Annotated in this window: 22 protein-coding genes; 3 read left to right on the top strand and 19 right to left on the bottom strand. The window is 46.9% G+C overall.

From position 1 onward, the window contains the following. Positions 1–60: 60 nt before the first annotated feature. Genes HMPREF0240_RS13065 through HMPREF0240_RS13055 form a run of 3 tightly spaced genes read right to left on the bottom strand, consistent with a single transcriptional unit; the run spans position 61 to position 3,576 of the window. The gene (locus tag HMPREF0240_RS13065; RefSeq protein WP_009003889.1) at positions 61–1,071 is read right to left on the bottom strand and encodes an ABC transporter permease; all 1,011 of its coding nucleotides are present in this window, start codon (positions 1,069–1,071) and stop codon (positions 61–63) included. A 2-nt stretch (positions 1,072–1,073) separates the two neighbouring features. Further along, complete coding sequence (locus HMPREF0240_RS13060) at positions 1,074–2,066, bottom strand: ABC transporter permease (RefSeq protein ID WP_009003888.1); 993 nt, start codon at positions 2,064–2,066, stop codon at positions 1,074–1,076. Positions 2,067–2,082: 16 nt separating this feature from the next. Then, positions 2,083–3,576: a sugar ABC transporter ATP-binding protein gene (locus HMPREF0240_RS13055; protein WP_009003887.1), complete on the bottom strand. Its 1,494-nt coding sequence runs from the start codon at positions 3,574–3,576 to the stop codon at positions 2,083–2,085. A 288-nt stretch (positions 3,577–3,864) separates the two neighbouring features. Here HMPREF0240_RS13055 and HMPREF0240_RS13050 point away from each other — a divergent pair, with 288 nt between their 5' ends. After that, the gene (locus HMPREF0240_RS13050) at positions 3,865–5,436 is read left to right on the top strand and encodes a response regulator (protein ID WP_009003886.1); all 1,572 of its coding nucleotides are present in this window, start codon (positions 3,865–3,867) and stop codon (positions 5,434–5,436) included. Next, entirely contained in the window at positions 5,433–7,463 is a 2,031-nt protein-coding gene (locus HMPREF0240_RS13045; protein WP_009003885.1) for a histidine kinase, read from the top strand. The genes HMPREF0240_RS13050 and HMPREF0240_RS13045 overlap by 4 nt, the downstream gene beginning before the upstream one ends. A 55-nt stretch (positions 7,464–7,518) precedes the next feature. Here HMPREF0240_RS13045 and HMPREF0240_RS13040 read toward each other — a convergent pair whose 3' ends face one another. Then, complete coding sequence (locus HMPREF0240_RS13040; protein ID WP_035313375.1) at positions 7,519–9,021, bottom strand: L-fucose/L-arabinose isomerase family protein; 1,503 nt, start codon at positions 9,019–9,021, stop codon at positions 7,519–7,521. 133 nt (positions 9,022–9,154) lie between these two features. On the opposite strand from HMPREF0240_RS13040, the gene HMPREF0240_RS13035 reads away from it, so the two are divergent. Next, a complete protein-coding gene (locus HMPREF0240_RS13035) occupies positions 9,155–10,033 on the top strand; it encodes an AraC family transcriptional regulator (protein ID WP_009003883.1) in 879 nt (292 codons plus the stop codon). A gap of 21 nt (positions 10,034–10,054) precedes the next feature. On the opposite strand, the gene HMPREF0240_RS13030 is transcribed toward HMPREF0240_RS13035, so the two are convergent. From HMPREF0240_RS13030 to HMPREF0240_RS12965, 15 genes are all read right to left on the bottom strand, one after another. Next, positions 10,055–12,331, bottom strand: a complete 2,277-nt coding sequence (locus HMPREF0240_RS13030; RefSeq protein ID WP_207636762.1) for an EAL domain-containing protein — start codon at positions 12,329–12,331, stop codon at positions 10,055–10,057. Positions 12,332–12,622: 291 nt separating this feature from the next. Next, positions 12,623–12,763, bottom strand: coding sequence for a hypothetical protein (locus tag HMPREF0240_RS24390; protein ID WP_157134246.1), 141 nt, complete (start codon positions 12,761–12,763; stop codon positions 12,623–12,625). Between the two features lie 429 nt (positions 12,764–13,192). After that, positions 13,193–14,338: a 1-propanol dehydrogenase PduQ gene (locus HMPREF0240_RS13025; RefSeq protein WP_009003880.1), complete on the bottom strand. Its 1,146-nt coding sequence runs from the start codon at positions 14,336–14,338 to the stop codon at positions 13,193–13,195. A 12-nt stretch (positions 14,339–14,350) separates the two neighbouring features. Then, the gene (locus HMPREF0240_RS13020; RefSeq protein WP_009003879.1) at positions 14,351–15,115 is read right to left on the bottom strand and encodes a DeoR/GlpR family DNA-binding transcription regulator; all 765 of its coding nucleotides are present in this window, start codon (positions 15,113–15,115) and stop codon (positions 14,351–14,353) included. 85 nt (positions 15,116–15,200) lie between these two features. After that, positions 15,201–15,749 (bottom strand): BMC domain-containing protein, encoded by a 549-nt coding sequence (locus HMPREF0240_RS13015; protein WP_009003878.1) that lies wholly within the window; start codon positions 15,747–15,749, stop codon positions 15,201–15,203. Then, a complete protein-coding gene (locus HMPREF0240_RS13010) occupies positions 15,742–17,094 on the bottom strand; it encodes a 4Fe-4S dicluster domain-containing protein (RefSeq protein ID WP_009003877.1) in 1,353 nt (450 codons plus the stop codon). Before HMPREF0240_RS13010 ends, HMPREF0240_RS13015 begins: the two co-directional genes overlap by 8 nt. Positions 17,095–17,098: 4 nt before the next feature. Next, positions 17,099–17,365 carry a EutN/CcmL family microcompartment protein gene (locus HMPREF0240_RS13005; protein ID WP_009003876.1) on the bottom strand — a complete coding sequence of 89 codons (267 nt, stop codon included), beginning with the start codon at positions 17,363–17,365 and terminating at the stop codon, positions 17,099–17,101. 120 nt (positions 17,366–17,485) lie between these two features. Further along, positions 17,486–18,133 carry a phosphate propanoyltransferase gene (locus HMPREF0240_RS13000; RefSeq protein WP_009003875.1) on the bottom strand — a complete coding sequence of 216 codons (648 nt, stop codon included), beginning with the start codon at positions 18,131–18,133 and terminating at the stop codon, positions 17,486–17,488. 86 nt (positions 18,134–18,219) lie between these two features. Then, positions 18,220–18,498 carry a BMC domain-containing protein gene (locus HMPREF0240_RS24385; protein ID WP_025656504.1) on the bottom strand — a complete coding sequence of 93 codons (279 nt, stop codon included), beginning with the start codon at positions 18,496–18,498 and terminating at the stop codon, positions 18,220–18,222. Positions 18,499–18,770: 272 nt separating this feature from the next. Continuing rightward, entirely contained in the window at positions 18,771–19,055 is a 285-nt protein-coding gene (locus HMPREF0240_RS12990) for a BMC domain-containing protein (RefSeq protein WP_009003873.1), read from the bottom strand. A gap of 74 nt (positions 19,056–19,129) precedes the next feature. Continuing rightward, positions 19,130–19,405 carry a BMC domain-containing protein gene (locus HMPREF0240_RS12985; protein ID WP_009003872.1) on the bottom strand — a complete coding sequence of 92 codons (276 nt, stop codon included), beginning with the start codon at positions 19,403–19,405 and terminating at the stop codon, positions 19,130–19,132. Between the two features lie 12 nt (positions 19,406–19,417). Further along, positions 19,418–19,762, bottom strand: a complete 345-nt coding sequence (locus tag HMPREF0240_RS12980; RefSeq protein ID WP_009003871.1) for a BMC domain-containing protein — start codon at positions 19,760–19,762, stop codon at positions 19,418–19,420. Positions 19,763–19,788: 26 nt separating this feature from the next. After that, complete coding sequence (locus HMPREF0240_RS12975) at positions 19,789–21,000, bottom strand: zinc-binding dehydrogenase (protein WP_009003870.1); 1,212 nt, start codon at positions 20,998–21,000, stop codon at positions 19,789–19,791. Positions 21,001–21,016: 16 nt separating this feature from the next. After that, positions 21,017–22,405, bottom strand: a complete 1,389-nt coding sequence (locus tag HMPREF0240_RS12970) for an aldehyde dehydrogenase family protein (protein ID WP_009003869.1) — start codon at positions 22,403–22,405, stop codon at positions 21,017–21,019. Beyond that, positions 22,396–22,917, bottom strand: a complete 522-nt coding sequence (locus HMPREF0240_RS12965; protein WP_009003868.1) for a heme-binding protein — start codon at positions 22,915–22,917, stop codon at positions 22,396–22,398. Before HMPREF0240_RS12965 ends, HMPREF0240_RS12970 begins: the two co-directional genes overlap by 10 nt. Positions 22,918–22,945: the final 28 nt, after the last annotated feature.

Genomic DNA, 22,945 nt, shown 5'->3' with positions numbered 1-22,945 from the left:
GAATTTTGTTGTATACAAAGCACCTTTCCCGGTGCCTGGTATCAGGTTAATAAATACAGGTTATTTCACTGATGCAGCTTTTTTCTTTAACTTTAATTCTCCTCCGATATTCGGCAGTAATACGGCCAGAATCAGCAGAGCGCCTAATATAATCAGAATCAGCTGTGGGTTCATGTTGATCTGTCCAAGACCAATTCTCAGGCAGATGATGATGAAAGCGGAAATGATACCGCCCTGTAACTTGCCCTTCCCGCCGGCAGTTGAGATTCCTCCGAATACTGCCATCGCAATGGCATCCAGCTCGAAGCCGTTGCCTGTGGTGGTGTTGGCTCCGTAAAGTACCGAGGTAAGGAACAGAGCTGCGAGCCCTGCCATGAATCCCATGACCATGTAGATGATCAGGCGGATTTTCTGTACATGGATTCCGGAGTAGTAGGCTGCCAGCCTGTTGGAGCCGATTGCATATACGCTTCTTCCGAAGGTCGTCTTGCTCAGTACCACAGTAAAGATCACTGCAAATATAATGACCACGAAAAGAATATAAGGGATCATCCCGACTTTTCCTGCGATCATCCTAAATCCGTCTGCATTGCTTAAGGAAATGGATCCGCCGCTTCCAAGAGCAATTTCTGCAATTCCTCTGAATACGATCTGCGTTCCCAGTGTTACAATCATAGGAGGCAGTTCTGTAAATCTCGTAAGGATCAGACCATTCACCAGTCCGCAGACCGTTCCGACCAGCAGAGCCGTCAGAACAACTACAATAAACGGCATATCTTTGTTGCAGACCATACATGTCACAGTTGCCGACAGGCAGACTGTGGCGCCTACAGAAATATCAATTTCTCCAAGAATCAGTATATATGCCATCGGAAGCATCAAAAACACTTCTGTCAGATACTTTGGCATCTCTCTGAGTACATTGGACACCTGATAGCTCTGGGAGATACTTGCGCAAAAAATGTTGATTAAGATAAATAATACTACCAGCATGCCTTCCCAGCAAAGAAGTGTTTTCTTCCATGATTTTTCAGGCACATTGACAATGGTTCTTCCGGATTTTCCTGCCATGATTACATCTCCCTTCCTTTCAGATTATTTTTATCCATTACACGCTGTGTTACGACATTCAGAATAACAACGACTAATATGATAACACCCTTTACCGTATTCTGTGCAATAGAATCGATTCCTACAAGAGGAAGTGCTTTTGCGATAATCGCCAGGATCAGGGATCCAAGGAAGGCTCCCACAACGCTTCCGCGTCCGCCTGTCATACTTACACCACCTATGACACAAGCTGCAATGACATCCATTTCCTTTCCATACAGCATATTCGGCTGTGCAGAAGAGTAAACTGCAACCGCCAGGGCGCCGCACAGTCCGGCCAGAGTTCCCATTACCGTATAAACCATCAGTTCCACATTGGAAGTATTAATACCGGATATTGCCGCAGCTTCACGGTTACTTCCTACCGCATAGACTTTTCTTCCTACTTTTGTCCATTTCATAACAACGAAGAATATAATATAACATGCAAACATGATTAATACAACATTATTGATTCCGAGAACCTTGCCCAGAGCAAAGTTTTTAAAGTCTCCCAGGTTCTCTGCGCTTGCCCACTGGCTGTTTCCTATCATGTAGGCCATGCCACGGTATATGTACATGAATCCCATCGTTGCAATGATCGGCAGCACCTTTCCTTTTGCAATGACAAGCCCGACAACCAGCCCGCATAATGCCCCGATTCCAATTGCAATCACAAACAGCAGAAATGCGTTTTCTACAACGTTGTACTTCAGCAGCATTCCGACTGACATACCCGAAAATGCAAGTGTTGATGCGATAGATATATCGATGCCGCCCAACAGCAGCACGCCCAGCATTCCCAGTGTCATAATCATGATAACTGCGTTATTCTTAAGCATATCTGAAATAGATTTCAGCGTCATGAAGGACGGGCTTCTAAATGAAATGACCACACAGAGGATAATCAAAACGATCAGAAGGCTTGCTTCACGGGAGCCGGTGATTTTTTTCCAGATAGATTTTTTTTCTTTCATCTTTCCCATTTCCTCCTTATTTTGATTTTTCCATAGCCAGCTCAAGAATGCCCTCCTGAGTTGCTTCACCGCGGTTCAGTTCACCAGTTACTTTTCCGCTGCACATCACAACGATTCTGTCGCTCATACCGAGGATCTCCGGCATTTCAGAAGAGATCAGGATAATCGCATATCCGAGTTTGGCCAGATCGCCCATGATCTGATATATCTCTGCTTTTGCACCGACATCAACACCCTTTGTCGGCTCATCCATGATGACAACCTTCATCTCCTGTCCAAGTGCCTTTGCTACTACGACCTTCTGCTGATTTCCTCCAGAGAGTGATGTCGCGGGATCGAAGATCGTAACCGCTTTTGTATCTACATCTTCCAGAAGTTTCTTCGCGATTTCGCGTTCTTTCTTCTCATCGTTAAAGCCATGCTTTGCATATTTGCTCATGGTCGGGAGTGTTACGTTCCTGCCGAGGCCCCAACTCATAATCAGGCCTTCTTTCTGACGGTCTTCCGGAAGAAGGATGATCCCCTGCCTCATGGCATCTGACGGCTGTTTGATATGTGTTTCCTTACCTTCCAGAAATACTTTTCCGGAATCCGGTTTCGTAATACCGCAGACACTCTCCACGACCTCTGTACGCCCGGCACCAACCAGACCCGTCAGTCCAACAATCTCGCCTGCACGGACGCCAAAGGAGACATTCTTGAAATATCCCAGTCTGGAAAGACCTTCCACACGGAGTACTTCCGGCCCGATCTGCACTTCCGGTTTCGGGAACAGATCTTTGATCTCACGTCCAACCATCGCTTTTATCAGATCTGCGTTCGTGATTCCATCCACATCATAAGTGCCGATATACTGTGAATCACGGAACACGGTAACCGTGCTTGCCAGGCGGTACATATCTTCAAAGCGGTGGGAGATGAAGATAACGGAAACGCCGCTCTCTTTCAGCTTGTCGACGATTCGGTACAGCTCCTCTGATTCGTTCTTGGTCAGCGCTGCAGTAGGCTCATCGAGAATAATAATTCTGGCATTTGTAGAAAGCGCCTTTGCAATCTCCACCATCTGCTGCTGTGCCACGCTCAAAGCTCCCATCTCATCTGTGGGCTTAAAGTCTGCGTTCAGCTGCGCCAGAAGTTTTCCGGCCTCCTCGTTCATCTTCTTCCACTGAATCATTCCTCTGCTGATAATTTCGTGGCCCATGAAGATATTCTCTGCCACAGTCAGATCCGGATAAGATGTCGGATGCTGGTAAACCGCCGCAATGCCGGCCGCCTGTGCATCCCTGGGGCCTTTGAAGTCAACCTTCTTACCGTCCAGGAACATCTCGCCTTCTTCTGCTTTATGTACTCCGGTAATCACTTTGATGAATGTAGATTTGCCGGCCCCGTTCTCGCCCATTAATGCATGGACTTCACCTTTTCTGAGCTGGAAATGCACATTGTCCAAAGCCTTAACGCCAGGAAATATTTTTGTAATACCTTTTAATTCCAAAACATATTCAGACACCATGTTTCCCTCCTTTTCCTTTCTAAAATAAGTGTATCAGTTATAAAGTTTTTCTAAAACAGCAAAATTTTTCGATTATGGGTAAATTATTTTTGTGTTGCCTTGCATGATATTATTTATAGATTTTACGGATGGATTTTGTTAGAATAGAAACATGCAGTATTTATATATGAAACTTCCATATTCACGGAACCTGTTCCCAGGCCCGGTGCCAGCAGGATACATTACCCCGCAGCGCCTTGCAGCAGCAGGGCTGAAGGAACATTCTGAGTACGAAGGAGAACCGATATTATGAGATTATTGATTGTGGATGACGAAGAATTAACCCGTGAAGGACTCATTGCGTCTCTTGACTGGAGTTCCCTGGGGATTGAGCAGATATTCCAGGCTGATGATGGAGTGAATGCGCTGAACATAGCCCGCTCCCAGAAACCGGACATTATTCTGTGCGATGTCCGCATGCCCCGCATGGACGGAATCCAGATGGTTGAGCGTCTGGAGGAATTTCTTCCGGATACCAGCGTCATTTTTATGAGCGGCTATTCTGACAAAGAATACCTGAAAGCTGCCATCAAGCTGAAAGCCATTAATTATGTAGAAAAGCCGCTGAATCCCGAGGAAATCAAAGAGGCTGTACTGGAAGCCATCGAACGGCGGGAGAAAAATCTGCGCACGAGGCAGAATGAGAATCTATATTCCATGGAGACAGCATCCCATCTAGCCCTGCTTCTTACCAGACCTTATAAGGAAAATACAGAGCAAATCAGCCGACTGACCGAAGAACTTTCGCTCCGCCTGATGCCGGGGAGCACCTTTACTACATATATTGTCAGGCTTAAGGCATCCGAACCTGACGGCACACAGCTGCGCAATATAAGAGATGACCTGACCGGCTATCTTACTCATTATCACCTGCATGTATTTTACATCCAGATACATGCTGTATATCATGTGTTTCATGTCTTGGGAAACAGCACGCCTTCCCCGGTGGCCTTGTCCGCCGTGGAGAACTGTCTCAAAGAACAGTTTCTGCCGCTGGGAGATTTTTTTATCGGGCGGGGGGACACGGTAACCGGGATCAGCCGGGTATATCACTCTTATACCACAGCTGTTGTGATGCTCCAGAGCAGCTTCTTTTTCAGCCCGGGAACACTTCTGGCAGCATCAGACATGGAAAGGACGCCCGGAACAGAGCCAGGCGCCCAGGAACAGACGGAAAAGATTGCCGCGGATTTTAAGGAGGCCCTTCTTTCCAGGGACCAGAACGCCTGCACCGGGCTGCTGGATCAGCTGTATCTCTGCTATTCAGAGAACAGGATCTTTCTGCCCAATCAGGTAAAGGATATCTACTATAAACTTTTCATCAGTATCAATGACAGCCGCCGGGCACTGAAGCTAAGTCATGATCCATCGGTGAACAGTTCCAGGGAGAGCATCATCGACCACCTTGAACGCTGCTTTACCTACCAGGAACTCCACGAGATGCTGTGCTCTCGGACGGAGCAGTTTTTTACAGGCATCAGCACCTATGTACCCGAGGATTCTACGATCTTTCTGATCAAGGACTATATCAACAGGCATTATACCGATGATACACTCTCCATCAAGGAAATCAGCGATCATGTGTATCTCTCAGCCTCTTATGTCTGTACTTATTTTAAGAGCCAGACGGGTCAGACCCTGAATCAGTATCTGACGGAATACCGCATGGAAAAGGCGATGCAGCTCTTAAGTGACGCCCGCTATCAGATTACGGATATTTCATCCAGAGTCGGCTATAGCAACGGCAATTATTTTAGTAAAAGTTTTAAAAAATTCACGGGGCTGACACCATCAAAATACAGGGAGAAGATGCTGGGATGAGACTATTCACAAAAAGAAGAGGCAGTTTTTATAAGAAGCTGAAGCTGCAGACCAAGTTTACGCTTACCCATCTGGTGATCGCGACGATCCCCATGATTGTGCTTGCCGTCTTTTTCTACACTAAGCTCTATGACATGATCATCGCCGACAACATCCGCACAGAGCAGAATGCATCTACGCAGACTGCTCCTCTGATCGAGGATGCTGTCTCTGGCATACTCCAGTTCCATGACCAGCTGACGAGCGAAGAATTTTACCACCAGATCGTCAGCTCCGCCCGTACAGAAGCGCTGAATGACCTTGCAGATTCCGAGTCTGCAGATGTGTTTTTGAATACGATTAAAAATGCTGCTGATGATGTTCTTATTACAGATGTTAAACTGTATATGGATATCCCCAGAACAGACAGGATCTTTTCGAATTATCCGATGTGCAAAACGGTTCTGCCTATCAATAACGCATGGGGAACTTACTGGTACGGTATATTCAATGGAACACCCTCACTCCGTTCCCTCTTCTGCCCTTCGTTTTATCTCGGTTCTTATGAGATCAAACATAATGGAGATATGGCATACATAACAAAATCAAGTATCATTTATGAAGGCGAGCGGGTTCCCTGCTATCTTGCGATTTATTTTTCTCAGGATTACTTCGACCGCCTGCTCAAGGACAACCTGTCCTCCAGCAGTAATGTGGCTTACATCATCAATGACAGGGACAGTCTTGTCGCCACATCGGATCAGGCGCTGTCCGGTGCATATCATTTCGGATACGATGAAGTGCAGGAACATTTTATGTCCTCTAATAACTTTATTTTAAAGCGTGTTTTGGGTGAGGATGTATACGCCGGTTTTTACAGTATAAAAAACACGGACTGGTATATGGTGGTCGCCATGCCTTCCCAGCCTATGATCTCGAAAAGTATAAGCATTATGGCCGGCTTTATCCTGGTCTATGTGGCATGTATCCTGATTGCGTTTCTCATTGCCACACTGCTGTCCCACTCCATTACAAACCGACTGTCCGCAGTCATCAATCAGATGACAAAGTCCAGAATCGGTCCTCCTGTGGCGCTGCCCGATGCGGATACCCATGATGAGATTGGAGATCTGATCTCCACCTATAATTATATGACCCGCGTTATCAACCAGCTTATGGATGATCAGGCAAAGGCTGCCGAGGACCTGCGTGTAGCCGAGTTTAATTCTCTGCAGGCGCAGATCAATCCGCATTTTCTGTATAATACTATGGATATGATCAACTGGCTGTCCCAGCAGGGACGATCCCAGGATGTAACCTCAGCGATCCAGAAGCTGTCGCGTTTCTATAAGCTAACGTTGAGCAGAAAACAGAGCCTCAGTACAATAGCTGATGAACTGGAGCACGTATCCATCTATGTTCAGCTGCAGAATATGCGTTTTCATGACACCATTGATTTTCTTATTGACATCCCGGATAACCTGCAGGAATATTCCATACCAAAGCTGACATTCCAGCCTGTAATTGAGAACTGCGTCCTCCACGGCATCCTGGAAAAAGAGTCCAAGCAGGGCACCATCGTGCTTGCCGGATGGCTGGACGGGGAAGATATCGTGATTCTGATCTCCGACGACGGAGTGGGAATTGCAGAAGAAAAGCTGAATGACATACTGACCGGCCGCGGCACCTCCAAAGGAAAAGGCTCCAATATCGCAGTTTATAATACCCACCGCCGGCTGCAGCTGATGTACGGACTGGAATACGGACTGACCTATACCAGCACCTGCGGAAGCGGAACAGAGGTGGAGATTCGGCTGCCGGCCCGCTACCCCCAGGACGGACTAATCGACGTTAATGAAGAAAACAGCCCTGAAGATCTGCTGAAAGAGAGTCATTTTATCCAGGCTATGACTCTGCTGTCCCGCCCTGAGATAAATATTTACGAAATAGCCAGGGAGTGCGGTTACAGCGATCCCCAGCAGTTCTTTGCCGAATTCAAAGAACGGTTCGGCTACTCCCCCGAAGAATACAGGCGCCAGGTGCTCTGACCGCCAATAAGGCGTTTACAGGCAGGCCCCGCGCCTGATTCACTTTCCTGTTTCTTTATCTGTCCAGTACAACTGCCGGAATTTCAAGCAGATCTGCCACTTTCTCATATAGTGATGCATTATGCCCGATGCTCATTGCAAAATGATGGGTCGGCGCCTCTGCAAACCATTCATCCATATAGGAATCCGGATCCTTGCTGAACTTTACAGGGGTCTGAGTATTCCCTATGGTCATGATGTCACCGTCCGTTGATTCTGCCTCCGATATAATAAATTTCAACTTTCCATCTATGGTCTGGGAACACCCCAGGTTAGTAATGTCTCCGGTACGCACCTTGGCTTCTACAGACACCCCTGTTCCCTGTTTTCCGTGATACAGCCCCATCCCTCTCAGGATCGGCTTTCCTTTCGCGATCTCGAGATGGAACGGGCCGTCATGCCCCAGAAGTATTGTACCGTCTTCATAGTCTACAGTGACTATTTCACAGAAACTTCCGCCCTTTCCAAGGATATCGCATATCTTCATTGCAAGACAGGTCTTCAGATCACCCTCACCGGCGCAGGGGATTCCCTTTGCAGTCAGCAGAGAATGACCTACGATAAAGCCTCCCTGCAGTTCTTCGTAATGCCCTCCCGGAGCCCCGTGATAATAATAGGTTAACGCATCCAGGCCGAACTCTTCCACCAGTTTTTCCTGCGCCGCCGCCACTTTAGCCGACCAGTTCATCTGTTCATCCGTCGGCTTCTGCGCAAGTGGATCTGCCGCCGCATCTTCGCTTATGGTAAAGAATTCTTCGATTTCCTTTCTTTTTGCCGCTGTCTCTTCTTCCGTCACCCCCTGCAGGTGCCTGTCCAGGTCACACATCTCCAGTACCTGCAGATGTGCGCCGGTCTGTGCCTGAAACATGGTGAAATCACTGTACATATCCAGCATTCCGCTGTACGTATTTCCCAGGAATCCAAATCTGGCCCCTCTGAGATTGCATTTTACTTTGGCTGCCTGCACCCATTCTTCGATCTGCCGCCATGCCCTCTTCGCTTCAGGGCGCTGTGCGGTGGCTTCGTCAGCAAGAGAGATCCCAGGTGTATAGTCCAGCCCCAGAAGGCCATTCACGACCCGGTATTTGATCCCGGCACGGTTAAATGCATTGGACAGCTCGGGTACAGGGCATGCACCGCAGTGCGCCAGCCATTCGCCGGTCGTTGTCTTCTCATAGTTAATCCTTGCCGCAGGCTGCAGGTTCAGGATCACTGCCGGTGCGCTGCAGATCTGATGCAAAGGCAGAACCGATGCACTTGTCACATAAGTCGCTGAATGAGCCAGAATTAGATCCACATGGTTTTCATTAAAATATTCTCCCGCTTTTTTTCCTTCCTGCTCACAGTCCACTAATCCATAATAACAGGTTTCTGCGCCGAATTCCTGCACCTTTCCTGCGATAAATTCGCCGTATTCTATCAGACGTTCCCTCAGCCCCGGAAACTGCCCCCAGTAATGCTTAAGTCCCATGGAATAAATACCGATTCTTGGTTTTTTCACCTGTTTTCTTGCTTCCATTGTATCTCCTCCTGTTATAAAATAATAATTAAATATCGTGTCTGCTCATGTTTACAAACCTATTATATTCCTGTAATATAGAGATTGCATCCAAGCAAATTGTTTAAAAATAACAGAATGTTGTGGTGATATTATGAAGCAAAACACAAAGATTTTAGAGCGTGGCTCTCATACCTGGAGCGAAGACTCCATCCGGATGATACTCACTCCCAGCAGCACGGCACGATCCACCTATTTCTACACACAGGAGGTTGGCTATTTTAAGACCTTCTGCCCCTATTTTTCAGAGCGCCAGAATCTGGACTCTTTCCTGATCGTCTACACGGTATCAGGCAGAGGGTATCTGGAATATGAAGGGCAGACATATACCATCACAAAGGGACAGTGTTTTTTTATCAACTGTGAGCAGCACCATCTCTATCGCACTGCCCAGGATGAAAACTGGGAATTCCTGTGGATACACTTTAATGGGAACAGCGCACTGGGTTATTACAGGGAATTCACAAGAAATGGGTTTTGGATACTTAATGTGCGGGATGATTTTTTCATGGAGCGCACACTGTGGAGAATCATCGCCCTTTATCAGAAAAAGGATCTGACTACCGAACTGGTTACTTCCAATTTGATTAACGGAATGCTGACTGAACTGCTGCTTCAGACCGCCACAAACAATGCTGACACCTTTCTGATTCCGGGCTATATCAGAGAGATCGTCCGGAAGATAGATAAAGACTTCAAATCGGACCTCACACTCTCTTATTTTGAAGAATTTACTCACCGCAGCCGCTATCATATCTTAAAAGAATTTAAAAAATATATTGGAGTTACCATCCACGAATATATCATTACGGCCCGCATTTCCTATGCAAAGGAACTGTTGAAGTATTCTGATCTGCCCGTCAGTGAGATTGCTTTTGAGACGGGAATGAACAATGTTACACACTTTATTAATCTTTTTAAAGCCAGGGAAGGAACCACGCCGCTGGCATACAGAAAGGCATGGAGGGACTGAGCCTCCATGCCTTATTATTTTCTAAAACTCATACTTCTTATCCGGATATTTTAGGATCTGGGCATACTGTTCCGCCGCCATAGGCCTGGCACAGTAATACCCCTGTATATTATCTATGTGCATCCCTTTCAGGATGTCGTACTGTGCCTTATTCTCCACACCCTCCGCAGTCACACTGAGCTTCAGAGACTGGGCCAGTTTGATAATACTTTCTAATATCAGCCTTACTTTCTCATTATCTTCCACAGAATCGACCATACTTTTGTCAATCTTCAACGTATCTATGGGCATAGATTTCAGCATTGTAACCGAAGAATAACCGGAGCCGAAATCATCCATTAATATCCGGATTCCTTTGCTGCGTAGTTTTTCCAAGGTTTCTGAAAGAATATCTTCATTGGAAAACAACGCCGTCTCCGTCATTTCCAGCTGGATCAGCTCATGGGGGATCTGATACCGGTCTATAATTGTCAGATACTGTTCCACAAAATTCAGCCTGTATAAATGCAGCCGGGATACATTGACGGAAACAGGCAGGACCCCCAACCCTTCCCCAAGCCACTGCCTCATCTGTCTGCAGACCATCTCAAGCACATACTCGTCCAGCTCCACGATACCGCCGCTGTGTTCCAGAACCGGAATAAACTCTGCAGGGCTTACCACTCCGCTTTTAGGGTTATTCCATCTTACCAGAGCCTCAGCGCCGCACCAGCGCTTTTCTGCCACGCGGAATTTGGGCTGATAGCAAAGATAGAACTCCTGATTCTTAAGCGCTTCCGCAAAGCAATCTTCTATCTCTCTGTTTTTCAACATACGGCTGCGGATTGTCTCGTTATAAAAATTGCAGTGCTTAATTTCAGTATTATATTCCGACCGCACTGCCATAGATGCCCGATCCAGCATGGATTCCAGCATTTCCCCCGGCTGCTGTACCATATAGACGCCCGCTTTTACTTTTAATACATAGGGGGTATCTCCTATACGGTTATCAGCTTCGGACTCTATCTTCTCCAATATGGTGTCAAGGCGCTTTTCCAGTTTTTCCTGTTCCTGGTAAACCAGCAGTACAGCAAAATGATCGGACTGCATTCTTGCCGCACATTCATATGCACCAATCTCCACTCTCAGAGCCTTCATAAAGCGTCTCAGAGCCCGGTCTCCTTCTTCATAGCCATACAGGTCATTAATATACTGAAAACGTTTTATATTCAGCACAGCCAGTGCATACTTCTTGTCCGCATATGTATCCAGCATTCTCTGTGCATCCAGCATAAATTTTGCATAGGAGGCATCGCCGGTTACCTCATCTACATAGGCCGCCCGCTCCAGCATTTTCCTGCTGCCCTTCTGAACCTGATATACCCTGCAGACCAGATACAGGATTCCAAGTATACATACAAGCAGCATTGCATAAGCCAGTTGCATCGGCCCGTTAATATGAGTCTCCACCACCGTCGCCGGTATCACACTCAGCAGATACCAGTCATTTACATTCAACGGCTGATAGTATACATAGCGGCTGCCTTTTGCGGTATTAAAACTGACAAACCCGTCCCTGCTTTTCTCTATATCGCCCTGAAACTGCTGCAGCTTATTTTTGTTATTACCAGTTTCCTCCATAACATAATCATAAAAGTTTTCAAACGAGCTCCCGTTTTTATTCTCAGAATCAATAACACAGTCCCCGTTTCTCTTTATAATATAGCTGTAGCCTTCTCCCTGAAATGTAGATACAGAAAGAATCTCTTTATAATACTCAATAGCATATGTACCGAACAGCACATACCTTGTACCATCCGCCCAATTGATGGGAGTGCTGTAAAGCGTTACATCCTTACCGTCATCCAGATCCTGCAGGCGATCCGATACAACAGTATTCCCATTCATCGCAGCCTGAAACCGTTCCTGTATGCTCACCTTATCCGGAATAAATCCTTTCCCATCCGTAGACTTCCCCCAAAAATCATCCCGTATAATCCCCATCCGCTTAAAACCGTTCATCTTATCCACATTCACAAGCCGCTCTATCAGCATATCAATATCTTTCGTCTCCCCCTCACTGATATAAATTGCCAGGTTGGTCAAAAGCGTCTTATTCTTTTCAACCTCATCCTGAATCACATTCACACTCTGATTCGAAATCTCAGAAAGCGTATTCAAAACCTTAATTTCCGAAGACTGCTGAAACTTCCACGTAAAAAAGATTGCCAGCAAAACAGTCACGGCAATTACTACGATAATATCAATATACAATTTCCTTTGTCTTTTGTGTTCATTTTTCATAACCCAATTATACACACTCCCCCACCCACCGTCAATCGGAATTAAGGAGCAGATTTTGTGAGTGGATGGGGGGACGCCTGAGTGGAGCGGAAGAGGACGGAGACGGCGGGGAGGATGAGGCTGATTTTGGAAACCGGCCGCTTAGCTTAGAAGTGCTAACTGCGAAAAAGGCGCATCTTATGGAACCGAGCGTATTCACTTAGAAAGCCGATGCTTTCTAAGCTCAGACGCTCTGGAAAACTGATTCGGAGATCAGTTTTCCTCCATAAGATGCGCCTTTTTCGCAGTAAGCACTTCTACAGCACGCTAAAGGCTTCCAAAATCAGCCTCATCCTCCCCGCCGTCTCCGTCCCCTTCCGCTCCACTCAGGCTGCGTGCATCAAATCGGTAGAAAAGCTGCCCGGGGGAGAATTCCGTCGGGAGCAGTGGATCTCCCCGCCTACGCATTAATATACCTTCCCCAGCCCACAGCTTCACACCAGTACGATTTGATCCACCGCTCCCGTTCGAGGTCCCATCCGGGGACGAGGGTTTCTGCCGCCTGGATGCGCGTAGCTGAGTAAGAGGGGCGTCTGGTGCCTGCTGTGGCTTTACATGCCGTTGCTGCGGACTCAGAGTGCGGCTTAGAATATCTTACAGAAAAAATAAGGAAAAGTCAGGGCAGCATTTGATTCACAAAATCAAATGCTGTTGCCGCCGGCGGTGCGAATGCATCGGCATTCGCGCCAACTGCGGCATGTCCCTGACTTTTCCTTATTTTTTCTGTTAGATATTCTTGCTAAACGGCCGTCTGCAGCAACGGCATGTAAAGCCACAGCAGGCACCAGACGTCCCTCTTACTCAGCGCCCCTCCTGCCAACTCCCCATCCCCAGCCTCTACCAGAGGTTTTTATAGAGTTGTACTACATCTGCCTTCCTCGGCACGCGAGGATTCGTATCCGTACACCCATCCGCCATTGCAGCGTCTGCCATATGGTCTATTGCATTCATGTACTCTTCTTCGGAAATTGTTCCCATCTGTGATATGGAGAGTGGAATATCCATCTCTTTCAGCATGAACTGTACCCAGTTCACGAGTGATCTTACTGTCATGATTTTGTTGTAGCTGCTCAGACCCAGCAGCTGTGCTACTGTAGCGTATCTCTTAACAGCCGGCAGGTATTCTGTGCGGCTCTTGCTGTGCTTGTTGATATCACTGTTGAATTCAATGATATGCGGAAGCAGCATAGCATTGGCACGTCCGTGCGGGATGTGGAATATAGCACCAAGCTGGTGTGCCATTCCGTGGTTCAGTCCCAGCGATGCGGAATTGAATGCCAGGCCTGCCAGACAGGATGCAGAATGCATCTTCTGACGCGCATGGGTATCATTTCCATCCAGATATGCACGGAGCAGGAATACTCCGCAGATCTCAATTGCTTTTTCTGCAAGCGCCGTTGAAAAATCATTTTTGTTTGTACTAACACAGGCCTCAAGGGCATGTGTAAATACGTCCATACCAGTGTCCGCTGTGATCGCAGGCGGAACACTCTTTACAAGCTCTGCATCCAGAATCGCCTCGTCCGGCGTCAGATCTCTGGAAACCAGAGGATATTTCATCTGTTCTTTCGGATCGGAAACAACCGCAAAGGATGTAACCTCTGAACCAGTTCCACTCGTTGTCGGTATTGCGATCAGTCCGACTTTTCCGTAATTGTCTACACGAAGTGCGAACTCACGAATTGATTTGGAGGAGTCAATCGCTGATCCTCCGCCGACTGCGACAATCGCGTCCGGCTTATATTCCAGCATCTTTTTGACACCTTCGCTGATTTTTTCAATCGGAGGATCCGGCACAACATCCTTGAATATGTCAAATTCTATTTTCCCTTTTTTAAGAGGATCTGTAATCAGATTTATCATACTGCTCTGAGCCATAAATGGGTCAGTGATTACCAGTACTTTCCTGTAAGGGATTTCTGCCAGACGATCGAGTGCCTGATCGCCAAAATATACTTTCGTCTTAATCTCAAAGCTTTTCATAGTGTTTTTCCTTTATTCCGGGTAGATGCACTCTATCCCTAACTCTTCAAATGCCTGAAGCCATCTGGCCTCCGGTTTTTCATCAGTAACAACAGTCGTTATATCTTCCAGCGCTCCGATAGTCGTAAATGCTATTTTGTCAAATTTACTGCTGTCGATCGCAAGAATCTTCTGTTTTGCTGAATCCAGCATGGTTTTCTTGTTATTCGCGTGAAGCTCATCCGAATCTGTAAGGCCTGAAGCAAGATCAACTCCTTTACAGGAAATGATTGATTTCTCTACATGATAAGCACGAAGCATCTTGTCAGTCTGCGGTCCCACGAGTGCAAACGAACCTTCTCTGGATACACCTCCGGTTGACAGTACGCTCCAGTCCGGCACATCAAACAGTTCAATGATAATCTCAATGGAATTTGTGATCAGCGTCAGATTCTTTTTCTCTTTCAACGCCTTTGCGATATAAACCGCTGTAGAGCTGCCGTCCAGCATGAGGCTGTCTCCATCATGCACCATTTTGTTCACCAGATCCGCGATCCGCTGTTTTCCGACAACGTTGCGGTTTTTCCGAATATTAAATGGCAGATCAATATTTACATTCTCATTGATGACGGCACCTCCATAACTTTTAATGGCATAACCGTCATTTACCAGTTTTTCCAGGTCCCTTCGAATTGTCTCTTCAGACACATCATATATCTGGCTCAGCTCACTTACTACTACACGCCGTTCAGCCTGAAGCTTTTCTAATATTTCATTCCGTCTTTCTATTGCAAGCATCGCATTGCCTCCCGGTCATATTCCCCGGCAGCATTCTAAAAAGTACACTGCACCGGGCTATACAGCAAATCTTTGTTTCGAATCCTTATAATATTGCTTCGCGAATCTGAGCATCCGGGTGTGCGATAACGGAAGAATCCAGGTACATTCCCTGGTCTGCCACTGCAGCCTTCGCCCTTTCGATTGCGGCTTCCACAGCCGCCACATCACCTGTCAGCATCAGATAAGATTTTCCACACATACCTCTGGCAATTCTGAGTTCAATCAGATCAACAATTGCTGTCTTCGCAGCCTCATCCGCCGCTACAATGATAGAGGTTGCATCATAAGTCTCCATAATTCCGAGAGCAGATACATCTTCGATCTTGGTAGCTCCGTAGATTGCCGGGAAAATAGATTTGTGCGGGTTACCGAGTACAAAACTGTTGATCAGATGTCTCCCATGCAGAGTCTTGGATGTCTCGACCGCAGCATTCACTGCGCTCAAATCTCCTGAAATAATTACAATATATTTACCAGGACATACTGTCTGGGCTTCAATTATACTAACTTCAGAAGTCTTTACCATAGCATCTGCTGCTACAACACCTGCTGAAACAGTCTTATATTCTACCATTCCAATTGCCTTACTCATTGCCTGCACGTCCTTCCTGCGTTTCTATGATTACGTATTTCTCATTTACTTCACTTACCGTACCGTCAATACTTGCATGTATTCCTACACTCAATCCTTTGCCCGGTTCAGCAATCATCTGTCCCTGCGTTACTTTATCACCACGTTTTACAATCGCAGATGCAGGTGCGCCTATGTGCTGGCTTAACAGTATCTTCACTTTTCTGACAGGGACTGCCGACTCATCAAGCGGCGCTTCCTTATCATATTTTGTGAGGTCCAGCCTTGCCATAAGGCGTTCCATAGGTACCTTCCGGTACTCTCTCTCTTCTCCCACCGGTTTGGGCACTACACCCTGCGGCGGTTTGAGCCCGTTGGCACGTAAGCCCGCTTTATATTCTGCCATTAATGATCTCGGTGACAATCCCTGCATGCAGGAATACATTTCGCACAGACCACAGGAAGAACAAAACATGGTATTCACAAATATGTTTGGTTCCTGTAAATCTTTACAGGTTGCCGCACGCATAAACAAATGCGGCTCTATTGGATGTCCCAGTCTGTTTCTCGGACATAAATCTGTACACATTGTACACTGGCAGCAGCAAGCCGCTGCACGTTTTAAATCTATAGATGATTTTCTTCTTTTCTTCTGGATAATCAGGTGTTCCTCGGGCAGTACCAGTACGGCATTTGTCGTCTTGGTAACGGGCTGAGAGCCGCTGCCGATAAATCCCATCATCGGTCCCCCGATAAAATATACCGGATCTTTTGCTGTGACATTGCCGGCCAGCCTTACGGTCTCTTCAATCGTAGTTCCGATCGGCACCCGCACTGTGACTGGATGCTCCACTTCCGCTACGATAGATACCAGCTTATCCGTCACCGGTGCCTGCTGGTTAACCGCTCTGTATACATTGTATACCGTCTCGACATTGAACACGGCTACGCCGCTCTCAATCGGAATTCCGCCCGGTCTTACTACTTTGCCGGTCACTTCATAAATCAGCACGACTTCGTCTCCCGCCGGATATACTTCATCTAACAGTCCAAGCCGGACCTCCGGATACTCACCGATTACTTCTTCCAGTGCTTCGATCGTCTTTTTATAAGCTTTTTTAATCCCGATGACTACATCTTTCGCACCTACAGCCTGCCCCATCATATGGAAGGTCTCAACGATTTCCTGTGCATACTTCTCAAGCAGCTGCCGATGCAGCCTCAGAAGCGGTTCACACTCTGCACAATTCAGGATGATTGTTTCAGCACGTTCATCTAGTTTTGCATATGTTGGAAAACCTGCACCACCTGCACCAACTATACCGTTTAGCTGCAATATGCTGCTTAATTCTTTCATTTCCATCATCTCACTACTCCAGTCCTGTTCCATCGTCAATAATTCCAACAATTGCTGCATCAATAGGTGCATCAGGCATTCCGGAACCGATTCTCGCCGCACTGCCCTGTGCCACTAACACATACTCACCTATACCTGCACCAATCTTATCAATCGCAATGAGTTGTTTCGCGCCGTTCTGCATGTGCTCCAAAACATCGATGATCATAAACTTATTGCCGACCAGATTATCACATTTGCGTGTTGAGACAACACTTCCTTTAACTTTCCCTATCAGCATAACTTCCTCCTCTTGCGACTATAATCTTAAGTGTTCACTACCAGTGAAATACATTTACCCCGCACAGACGGCGCACCAGTGTCAGACTTGTCCGGCCCTGGAAGGCGCCTGCGGGGTATTCTACTTAATAATTCTTACTGTATCGCCCGTCGCAATTTTCGCTGCGTTCGCTTCATCTGTGTCGATATGCATCTCAAGAGTAAAGCTGTCATCTACACGGATCTGTACATGATTGAATACGGTTCCTCTTTCGTTGTCTGCTTTCACAGATACAATGTCTCCGTCATGGACACCGGCTGCCATTGCATCCTTTGGTGACATATGAATATGTCTTTTTGCAATGATACATCCTTCATCCAGATAAATCGCGCCTTTCGGCCCAACGACTGCAATCGGTGCTGAACCCGCGATGTTACCGGATTCTCTGATCGGTGCTTTTACCCCGAGACGGATGGAATCTGTTGCAGATACCTCCACCTGAGATTTACTTCTTACAGGACCTAAGATCCTGACATTTTCTATAGCTCTAAGCTTCAGGCCGACTATTGTAACCAGCTCGTTTGATGCGAACTGTCCGCCCATAAGCTCTTTTTTCTTCGTTAACTGATATCCTGGGCCAAACAGAGCCTCAACGTGCTCCTGTGTAAGATGGATATGTCTTGCGGACACTCCAATCGGCACCAAATATCCGGTATCATCGGAAGTTTTCTGTTTTTCAACAGCTTCCAGTACCATCTTGGTAATCAATGCTACGTTGTTATTATCCATATCAATTCTCCTCATTAAGTATTCACAGGCCTTACGCATCTTCCTGAGGAAGACACGTAAGGCCGCAAATCTCTAGCTGAAACTAATTATTTCACTGCCGGAAGAATTTTCTCTACATCGCTGTGTGGTCTTGGGATTACGTGTGTTGCTACTAATTCGCCAAGTCTTCCTGCTGCCTCTGCACCTGATTCAACTGCAGATTTAACAGCTCCAACATCTCCACGAACCATTACTGTTACAAGTCCGGAACCGATCTTCTCTGTTCCTACTAATACTACATTAGCAGCTTTGAGCATTGTATCTGCTGCTTCGATTGATGCTACTAAACCTCTTGTTTCAACCATTCCTAATGCTTCCTGTGACATTCTTTTTTCCTCCTTTAATTGAATCTTTTCTTCTGCCTGTTCTGCCTGCTGCGCCGTCTGTTTCACCCTCTGGATGGTCTTGGCCGGTGCTTTGGCAGTGGTCGTTTTTCTGGTGGATGCAGCTTTTGCAGTGCCGGTAGTCTTCTTCGCCGGGCTTTTTGCTGTGCCGGCTGACCTGGCTGTACTCTTTCTGGCTGCACCTGCCGGTTTGGAAGTATCTGGTGCCTTTTCCTCGCCGCTTGGTTTATTATCTTCTGCCATCTAACTGCCTCCTAACTTATCCGGTTCGCGCTGTTATTGATCAGCTTGAGTATCTCCTGGTGAGGATTTGCAATCACCACATGCGATACAGGTTTTTTAATTCCGTTTGCTGCAGCAGTTTCAATGGCCTGTGATACAGCTGCTACGTCTCCGCGGATAATAATTGTTACAAGTCTTCCACCTAACTTTTTCTCCCAGGTGACAAGCTGCACTTCTGCTGTCTTGCACATAATATCAATGGCAACTACCGCTGCCGTCACACTAGGGATTTCAAAAAATCCATACGCCTGTCCCATGAGACTGCTCCTTTACTATTCTTCTGACTACTCCCTGTTACAGTAACAGGGAGAATCGCAGTCGTCTGCAATTCCTATACAGTAGGAAGGATCTTCTCTACGTCGTTGTGTGGTCTTGGGATTACGTGTGTTGCTACTAATTCGCCAAGTCTTCCTGCTGCGTCAGCACCAGTCTCAACTGCAGCCTTAACAGCTCCAACATCTCCGCGAACCATAACTGTTACAAGTCCGGAACCGATCTTCTCTGTTCCTACCAGTGTTACCTCTGCTGCTTTTGTCATTGCATCTGCAGCCTCGATTGCTGCTGTAAGTCCTCTTGTTTCTACCATTCCTAATGCCAGTTGTGCCATTTTAATTTCCTCCTAGACTTCTTCTACATAAATTTTATTTGGTTTGCCTTTATCTAAACCGCTCAGCTTCAGCATCTTTTCTGTATCCTGTGTTGGTCTTGCAATCTCGTATTCAGCTACAACTCCTGCAAGTTCTTCTGCTTTCATTTTCGCTGCGTCTAATGCTGCCTGAACATCGGATACGCTTCCGCGAAACTTGATCATAACAATCAGCGGTACAGGTAATTCATCTGCGTTTGCCGGTTTATTCTTGTCAAAAGTCTCCAGACTTACATCGCCTGCTTTACACCCGGCATCCGCCGCTGCAAACGCTGTTGCCAGTCCGAATACTTCCAACATGCCTACTGCTTCTCCCATATCAATTCTCCTTCTTGGGATTGCTGCTATTTATTAACAATAGCGATCTTCAGACCTTCCATCTTCAGGTTTGTCTGATGAGCTTCGTTGATCTGATCCAGCGGGAATTCGTGAGTGATCAGGTCATCCATTGGAAGTCCGATTCCTTTTGCTCTCTTCAGGAAATCGAATGTTGTAGCGTAATCTCTTAATGTATATACCCAGGAACCAACTAATGTGATTTCCTTTGAGCACAGATCAAAGTGCGGATTGATTGTAGCGTCTCCGCCGTTGATGAAGAATCCCAGCTCGCAAAGTCCGCCGCCGTTGCGGATGAACTTGTAAATGTTGGCATGTGCAACAGGTGATCCTGTACACTGGAACGCAAAGTCTGCCGGATGTCCGTCAAATGCTGCCTTTACGCCGTCTGCCAGAGCTTCAATTCCCTTGAAATCCTTAAAGTTTACAGAGCGCTCGGCTCCCATCTTCTTGGCAAAGTCAAGTCTCTTCTGCTCTCCGTCTACAGCTACAATGTTCTCGATACCCATGGTACGGAGCACTGCGATACAGATCAGACCGATCGGTCCGCATCCCTGTACAACAACTCTGCTGTTGAATCTCAGGATTCCTGTTGTCTTAGCTCTCTCTACTGCATGGATAAGTACTGCACATGGTTCGATCAGTATTCTGGACTTCAGATCCAGGTCGCTTACATTGAATATTGTAGAGCCTTCGCGAACCACGATGTAATCTGAGAACCATCCGTTCAGATGAATGTCATCATCCGGAAGAAGTCCGTATACATCAGCTCCGCCTACATTCTGCTTATTCAGATCGTACATTGTGATGTCCGGATCGTCCTTGAAGATCATACAGGTAACAACCTTATCTCCGACCTTCAGATCTTTTCCTGCACTGTCGATCTTTACGTTCTTGCCCATCTTTACGATCTCTCCGGTTCCTTCATGTCCGAGAACAACCGGGATCAGGCTGAATGGGTCTCTCTTGAATTCATGAGCGTCAGTACCGCATACGCCGCATCCTTCAACCTTTACAAGAATATCTCCGTCTCCCAGTTCCGGGATCGGGAATTCTTTGATGTCATAGTGTTCCAGTTCTGTCAGCATAGCCACACGTGCAGTTTTCGGAACTGCCTGGCTTCCTGCTGCTGTATTTGCTGCAGGAGCAGTTTTTTTGTCCAGCATACTTTCCAGTACCTGTTTTACGACTGCTTCTACATTAGCAGAATTCATTTCCATTTTATTTCCTCCTGTCTTAACGTATGCATAAACTGTCTGACATTACACAGCGTCTTCTCTTTGTAAATGTGCTTGCGCTTGTAAGGCCTTCCCCTGTCCTGCTGGCAATTGTAAATGTGCAGAAGCCTTCGCCCCCGAATCCAATTGCAGCATATGACGGGCCGTTCTTTACAAGAATTGCAGTGTCAATCGCTTTTGCATATTTGGTGATGTTGTCTACGTTCTTGGAATGTATATGTGCGGAATGTCTGTTGCCGTGTTCCAGCCATACAGACTGCTCAACCGCATCATCAAAATCTTTTGCTCTGACTACGCCCAGGATCGGCATCATCAGCTCTGTTGCGATCAATGGATGTTCCTTCGGTCCCTCAAATGTGATACATCTGATATTGTCCGGAACACTCACGCCGATCATTCCCAGAAGTGTCTTAGCATCCCTTCCCACACAGTTTCTGTTCAGCCTGCCGTCTTTGAGAACAACTGCTGTCAGGGCCTCCTGCTCTTCTTTGGAAGCCAGGTAGCATCCCTGTTCGCTGACCATGTAGTGCATTAATTCGTCTGCGACAGAATCCACGGCTACGATTTCCTTCTCAGCGATACATGGCAGGTTATTGTCGAATGTACATCCGTTTACAATATCCTCTGCCGCTTTGCGGATATCTGCTGTCTCGTCTACAAGTGCCGGCGGGTTGCCTGCCCCTGCTCCGATTCCCCTCTTGCCTGAAGAAAGGACGGCTGTTACAACTCCAGGTCCGCCTGTTGCTGCAATCAGATGAATTGCTTTGTGCTTCATCATAATGTTGCTTGATTCCAGGGTCGGCTTCTCTACCGTACATGCGATGTTGTCCGGTCCGCCTGCTTCAAGTGAAGCTTCGTTGATCATGTTGATCGCAAAGATGGATGTCTTGATCGCTCCCGGATGCGGGTTAAATACGACTGTATTGCCGCCCGCCAGCATACCGATTGTATTGCAGAGTACTGTCTCACTCGGGTTTGTACATGGTGTAATCGCACCGATCACGCCGAATGGTCCCATCTCTATCAGTGTCAGTCCTCTGTCTCCTGACCATGCAGTCGTTGTGATGTCTTCCGTTCCCGGTGTCTTCTCTGCAACTAACTGATGTTTTAAAATCTTATGTCCGACATTGCCCATGCCTGTCTCCTGTACGCCCATGCGTGCAAGTATCTCTGCATTCTCAACTGTCTTTTTTCTGATATTGGATATTATCTTTTCTCTTTGATCCATGGACATTCTGCCCACGATCTTCTGCGCTTTTTTCGCAGCTTCAATTGCTTCATTCATATCAGCAAATATGCCGTGGTTGTCTGATACTTCGGAAGCAATCTGCATTTTTGCCATGACTTCTGATACGATGTCCTGGATCATCTGTTCATTTACAGACACGCTAATACCTCCTCGAAAACTTCTCTGCCATAAGCGGCTATTGCGGTGTCTTCTTCAGCAGTGCCGCCGCTCACCCCCAAGGCCCCGATTATTTTTCCATCTGCTTCCAGCGGCTCTCCGCCGCCAAATATTACGATTTTCCCTTCATTCGTGAACTGAATTCCGTACAAAGGCTGTCCCGGCTGGCTTAGATGGCTAAGCGCTTCCGTGGACATCTTGAGGCTCGCTGAAGTAAATGTTTTATTTAACGCAATATCAAAACTTGCTATGTAGGCACCATCCATACTCTGGACTGCAACAGGCCTTCCCGCCTGATCTGACACGGCAGCCACCACATTGACGCCCATCTCAGCAGCTTTTGCAGTTACTTTCTCAATCAGTGCATTGGCAGCCTTCAATGTCATCTTATGCTTATGACACCTGCATACATGTCCTTTTTCGTGATGGGAACCACTTTCCTTCATCTGGCCCAACACTGCTTTCACAGCATTGGTAATATCCTGTTCATTCATAGCAGTCTCCTAAACATGATTTAACTCT

This window comes from Clostridium sp. D5, from assembly GCF_000190355.1.
Lineage (GTDB): Bacteria > Bacillota > Clostridia > Lachnospirales > Lachnospiraceae > Faecalicatena > Faecalicatena fissicatena_A.
This window is presented reverse-complemented; position numbering and strand designations above follow the sequence as displayed.

Coding starts and splice junctions, on each gene's coding strand:
- HMPREF0240_RS13065 (WP_009003889.1), bottom strand. CDS start 1,071: ATGGCAGGAAAATCCGGAAGAACCATTGTCAATGTGCCTGAAAAATCA.
- HMPREF0240_RS13060 (WP_009003888.1), bottom strand. CDS start 2,066: ATGAAAGAAAAAAAATCTATCTGGAAAAAAATCACCGGCTCCCGTGAA.
- HMPREF0240_RS13055 (WP_009003887.1), bottom strand. CDS start 3,576: ATGGTGTCTGAATATGTTTTGGAATTAAAAGGTATTACAAAAATATTT.
- HMPREF0240_RS13050 (WP_009003886.1), top strand. CDS start 3,865: ATGAGATTATTGATTGTGGATGACGAAGAATTAACCCGTGAAGGACTC.
- HMPREF0240_RS13045 (WP_009003885.1), top strand. CDS start 5,433: ATGAGACTATTCACAAAAAGAAGAGGCAGTTTTTATAAGAAGCTGAAG.
- HMPREF0240_RS13040 (WP_035313375.1), bottom strand. CDS start 9,021: ATGGAAGCAAGAAAACAGGTGAAAAAACCAAGAATCGGTATTTATTCC.
- HMPREF0240_RS13035 (WP_009003883.1), top strand. CDS start 9,155: ATGAAGCAAAACACAAAGATTTTAGAGCGTGGCTCTCATACCTGGAGC.
- HMPREF0240_RS24390 (WP_157134246.1), bottom strand. CDS start 12,763: ATGCGTAGGCGGGGAGATCCACTGCTCCCGACGGAATTCTCCCCCGGG.
- HMPREF0240_RS13025 (WP_009003880.1), bottom strand. CDS start 14,338: ATGAAAAGCTTTGAGATTAAGACGAAAGTATATTTTGGCGATCAGGCA.
- HMPREF0240_RS13020 (WP_009003879.1), bottom strand. CDS start 15,115: ATGCTTGCAATAGAAAGACGGAATGAAATATTAGAAAAGCTTCAGGCT.
- HMPREF0240_RS13015 (WP_009003878.1), bottom strand. CDS start 15,749: ATGAGTAAGGCAATTGGAATGGTAGAATATAAGACTGTTTCAGCAGGT.
- HMPREF0240_RS13010 (WP_009003877.1), bottom strand. CDS start 17,094: ATGATGGAAATGAAAGAATTAAGCAGCATATTGCAGCTAAACGGTATA.
- HMPREF0240_RS13005 (WP_009003876.1), bottom strand. CDS start 17,365: ATGCTGATAGGGAAAGTTAAAGGAAGTGTTGTCTCAACACGCAAATGT.
- HMPREF0240_RS13000 (WP_009003875.1), bottom strand. CDS start 18,133: ATGGATAATAACAACGTAGCATTGATTACCAAGATGGTACTGGAAGCT.
- HMPREF0240_RS24385 (WP_025656504.1), bottom strand. CDS start 18,498: ATGTCACAGGAAGCATTAGGAATGGTTGAAACAAGAGGTTTAGTAGCA.
- HMPREF0240_RS12990 (WP_009003873.1), bottom strand. CDS start 19,055: ATGGGACAGGCGTATGGATTTTTTGAAATCCCTAGTGTGACGGCAGCG.
- HMPREF0240_RS12985 (WP_009003872.1), bottom strand. CDS start 19,405: ATGGCACAACTGGCATTAGGAATGGTAGAAACAAGAGGACTTACAGCA.
- HMPREF0240_RS12980 (WP_009003871.1), bottom strand. CDS start 19,762: ATGGGAGAAGCAGTAGGCATGTTGGAAGTATTCGGACTGGCAACAGCG.
- HMPREF0240_RS12975 (WP_009003870.1), bottom strand. CDS start 21,000: ATGGAAATGAATTCTGCTAATGTAGAAGCAGTCGTAAAACAGGTACTG.
- HMPREF0240_RS12965 (WP_009003868.1), bottom strand. CDS start 22,917: ATGAATGAACAGGATATTACCAATGCTGTGAAAGCAGTGTTGGGCCAG.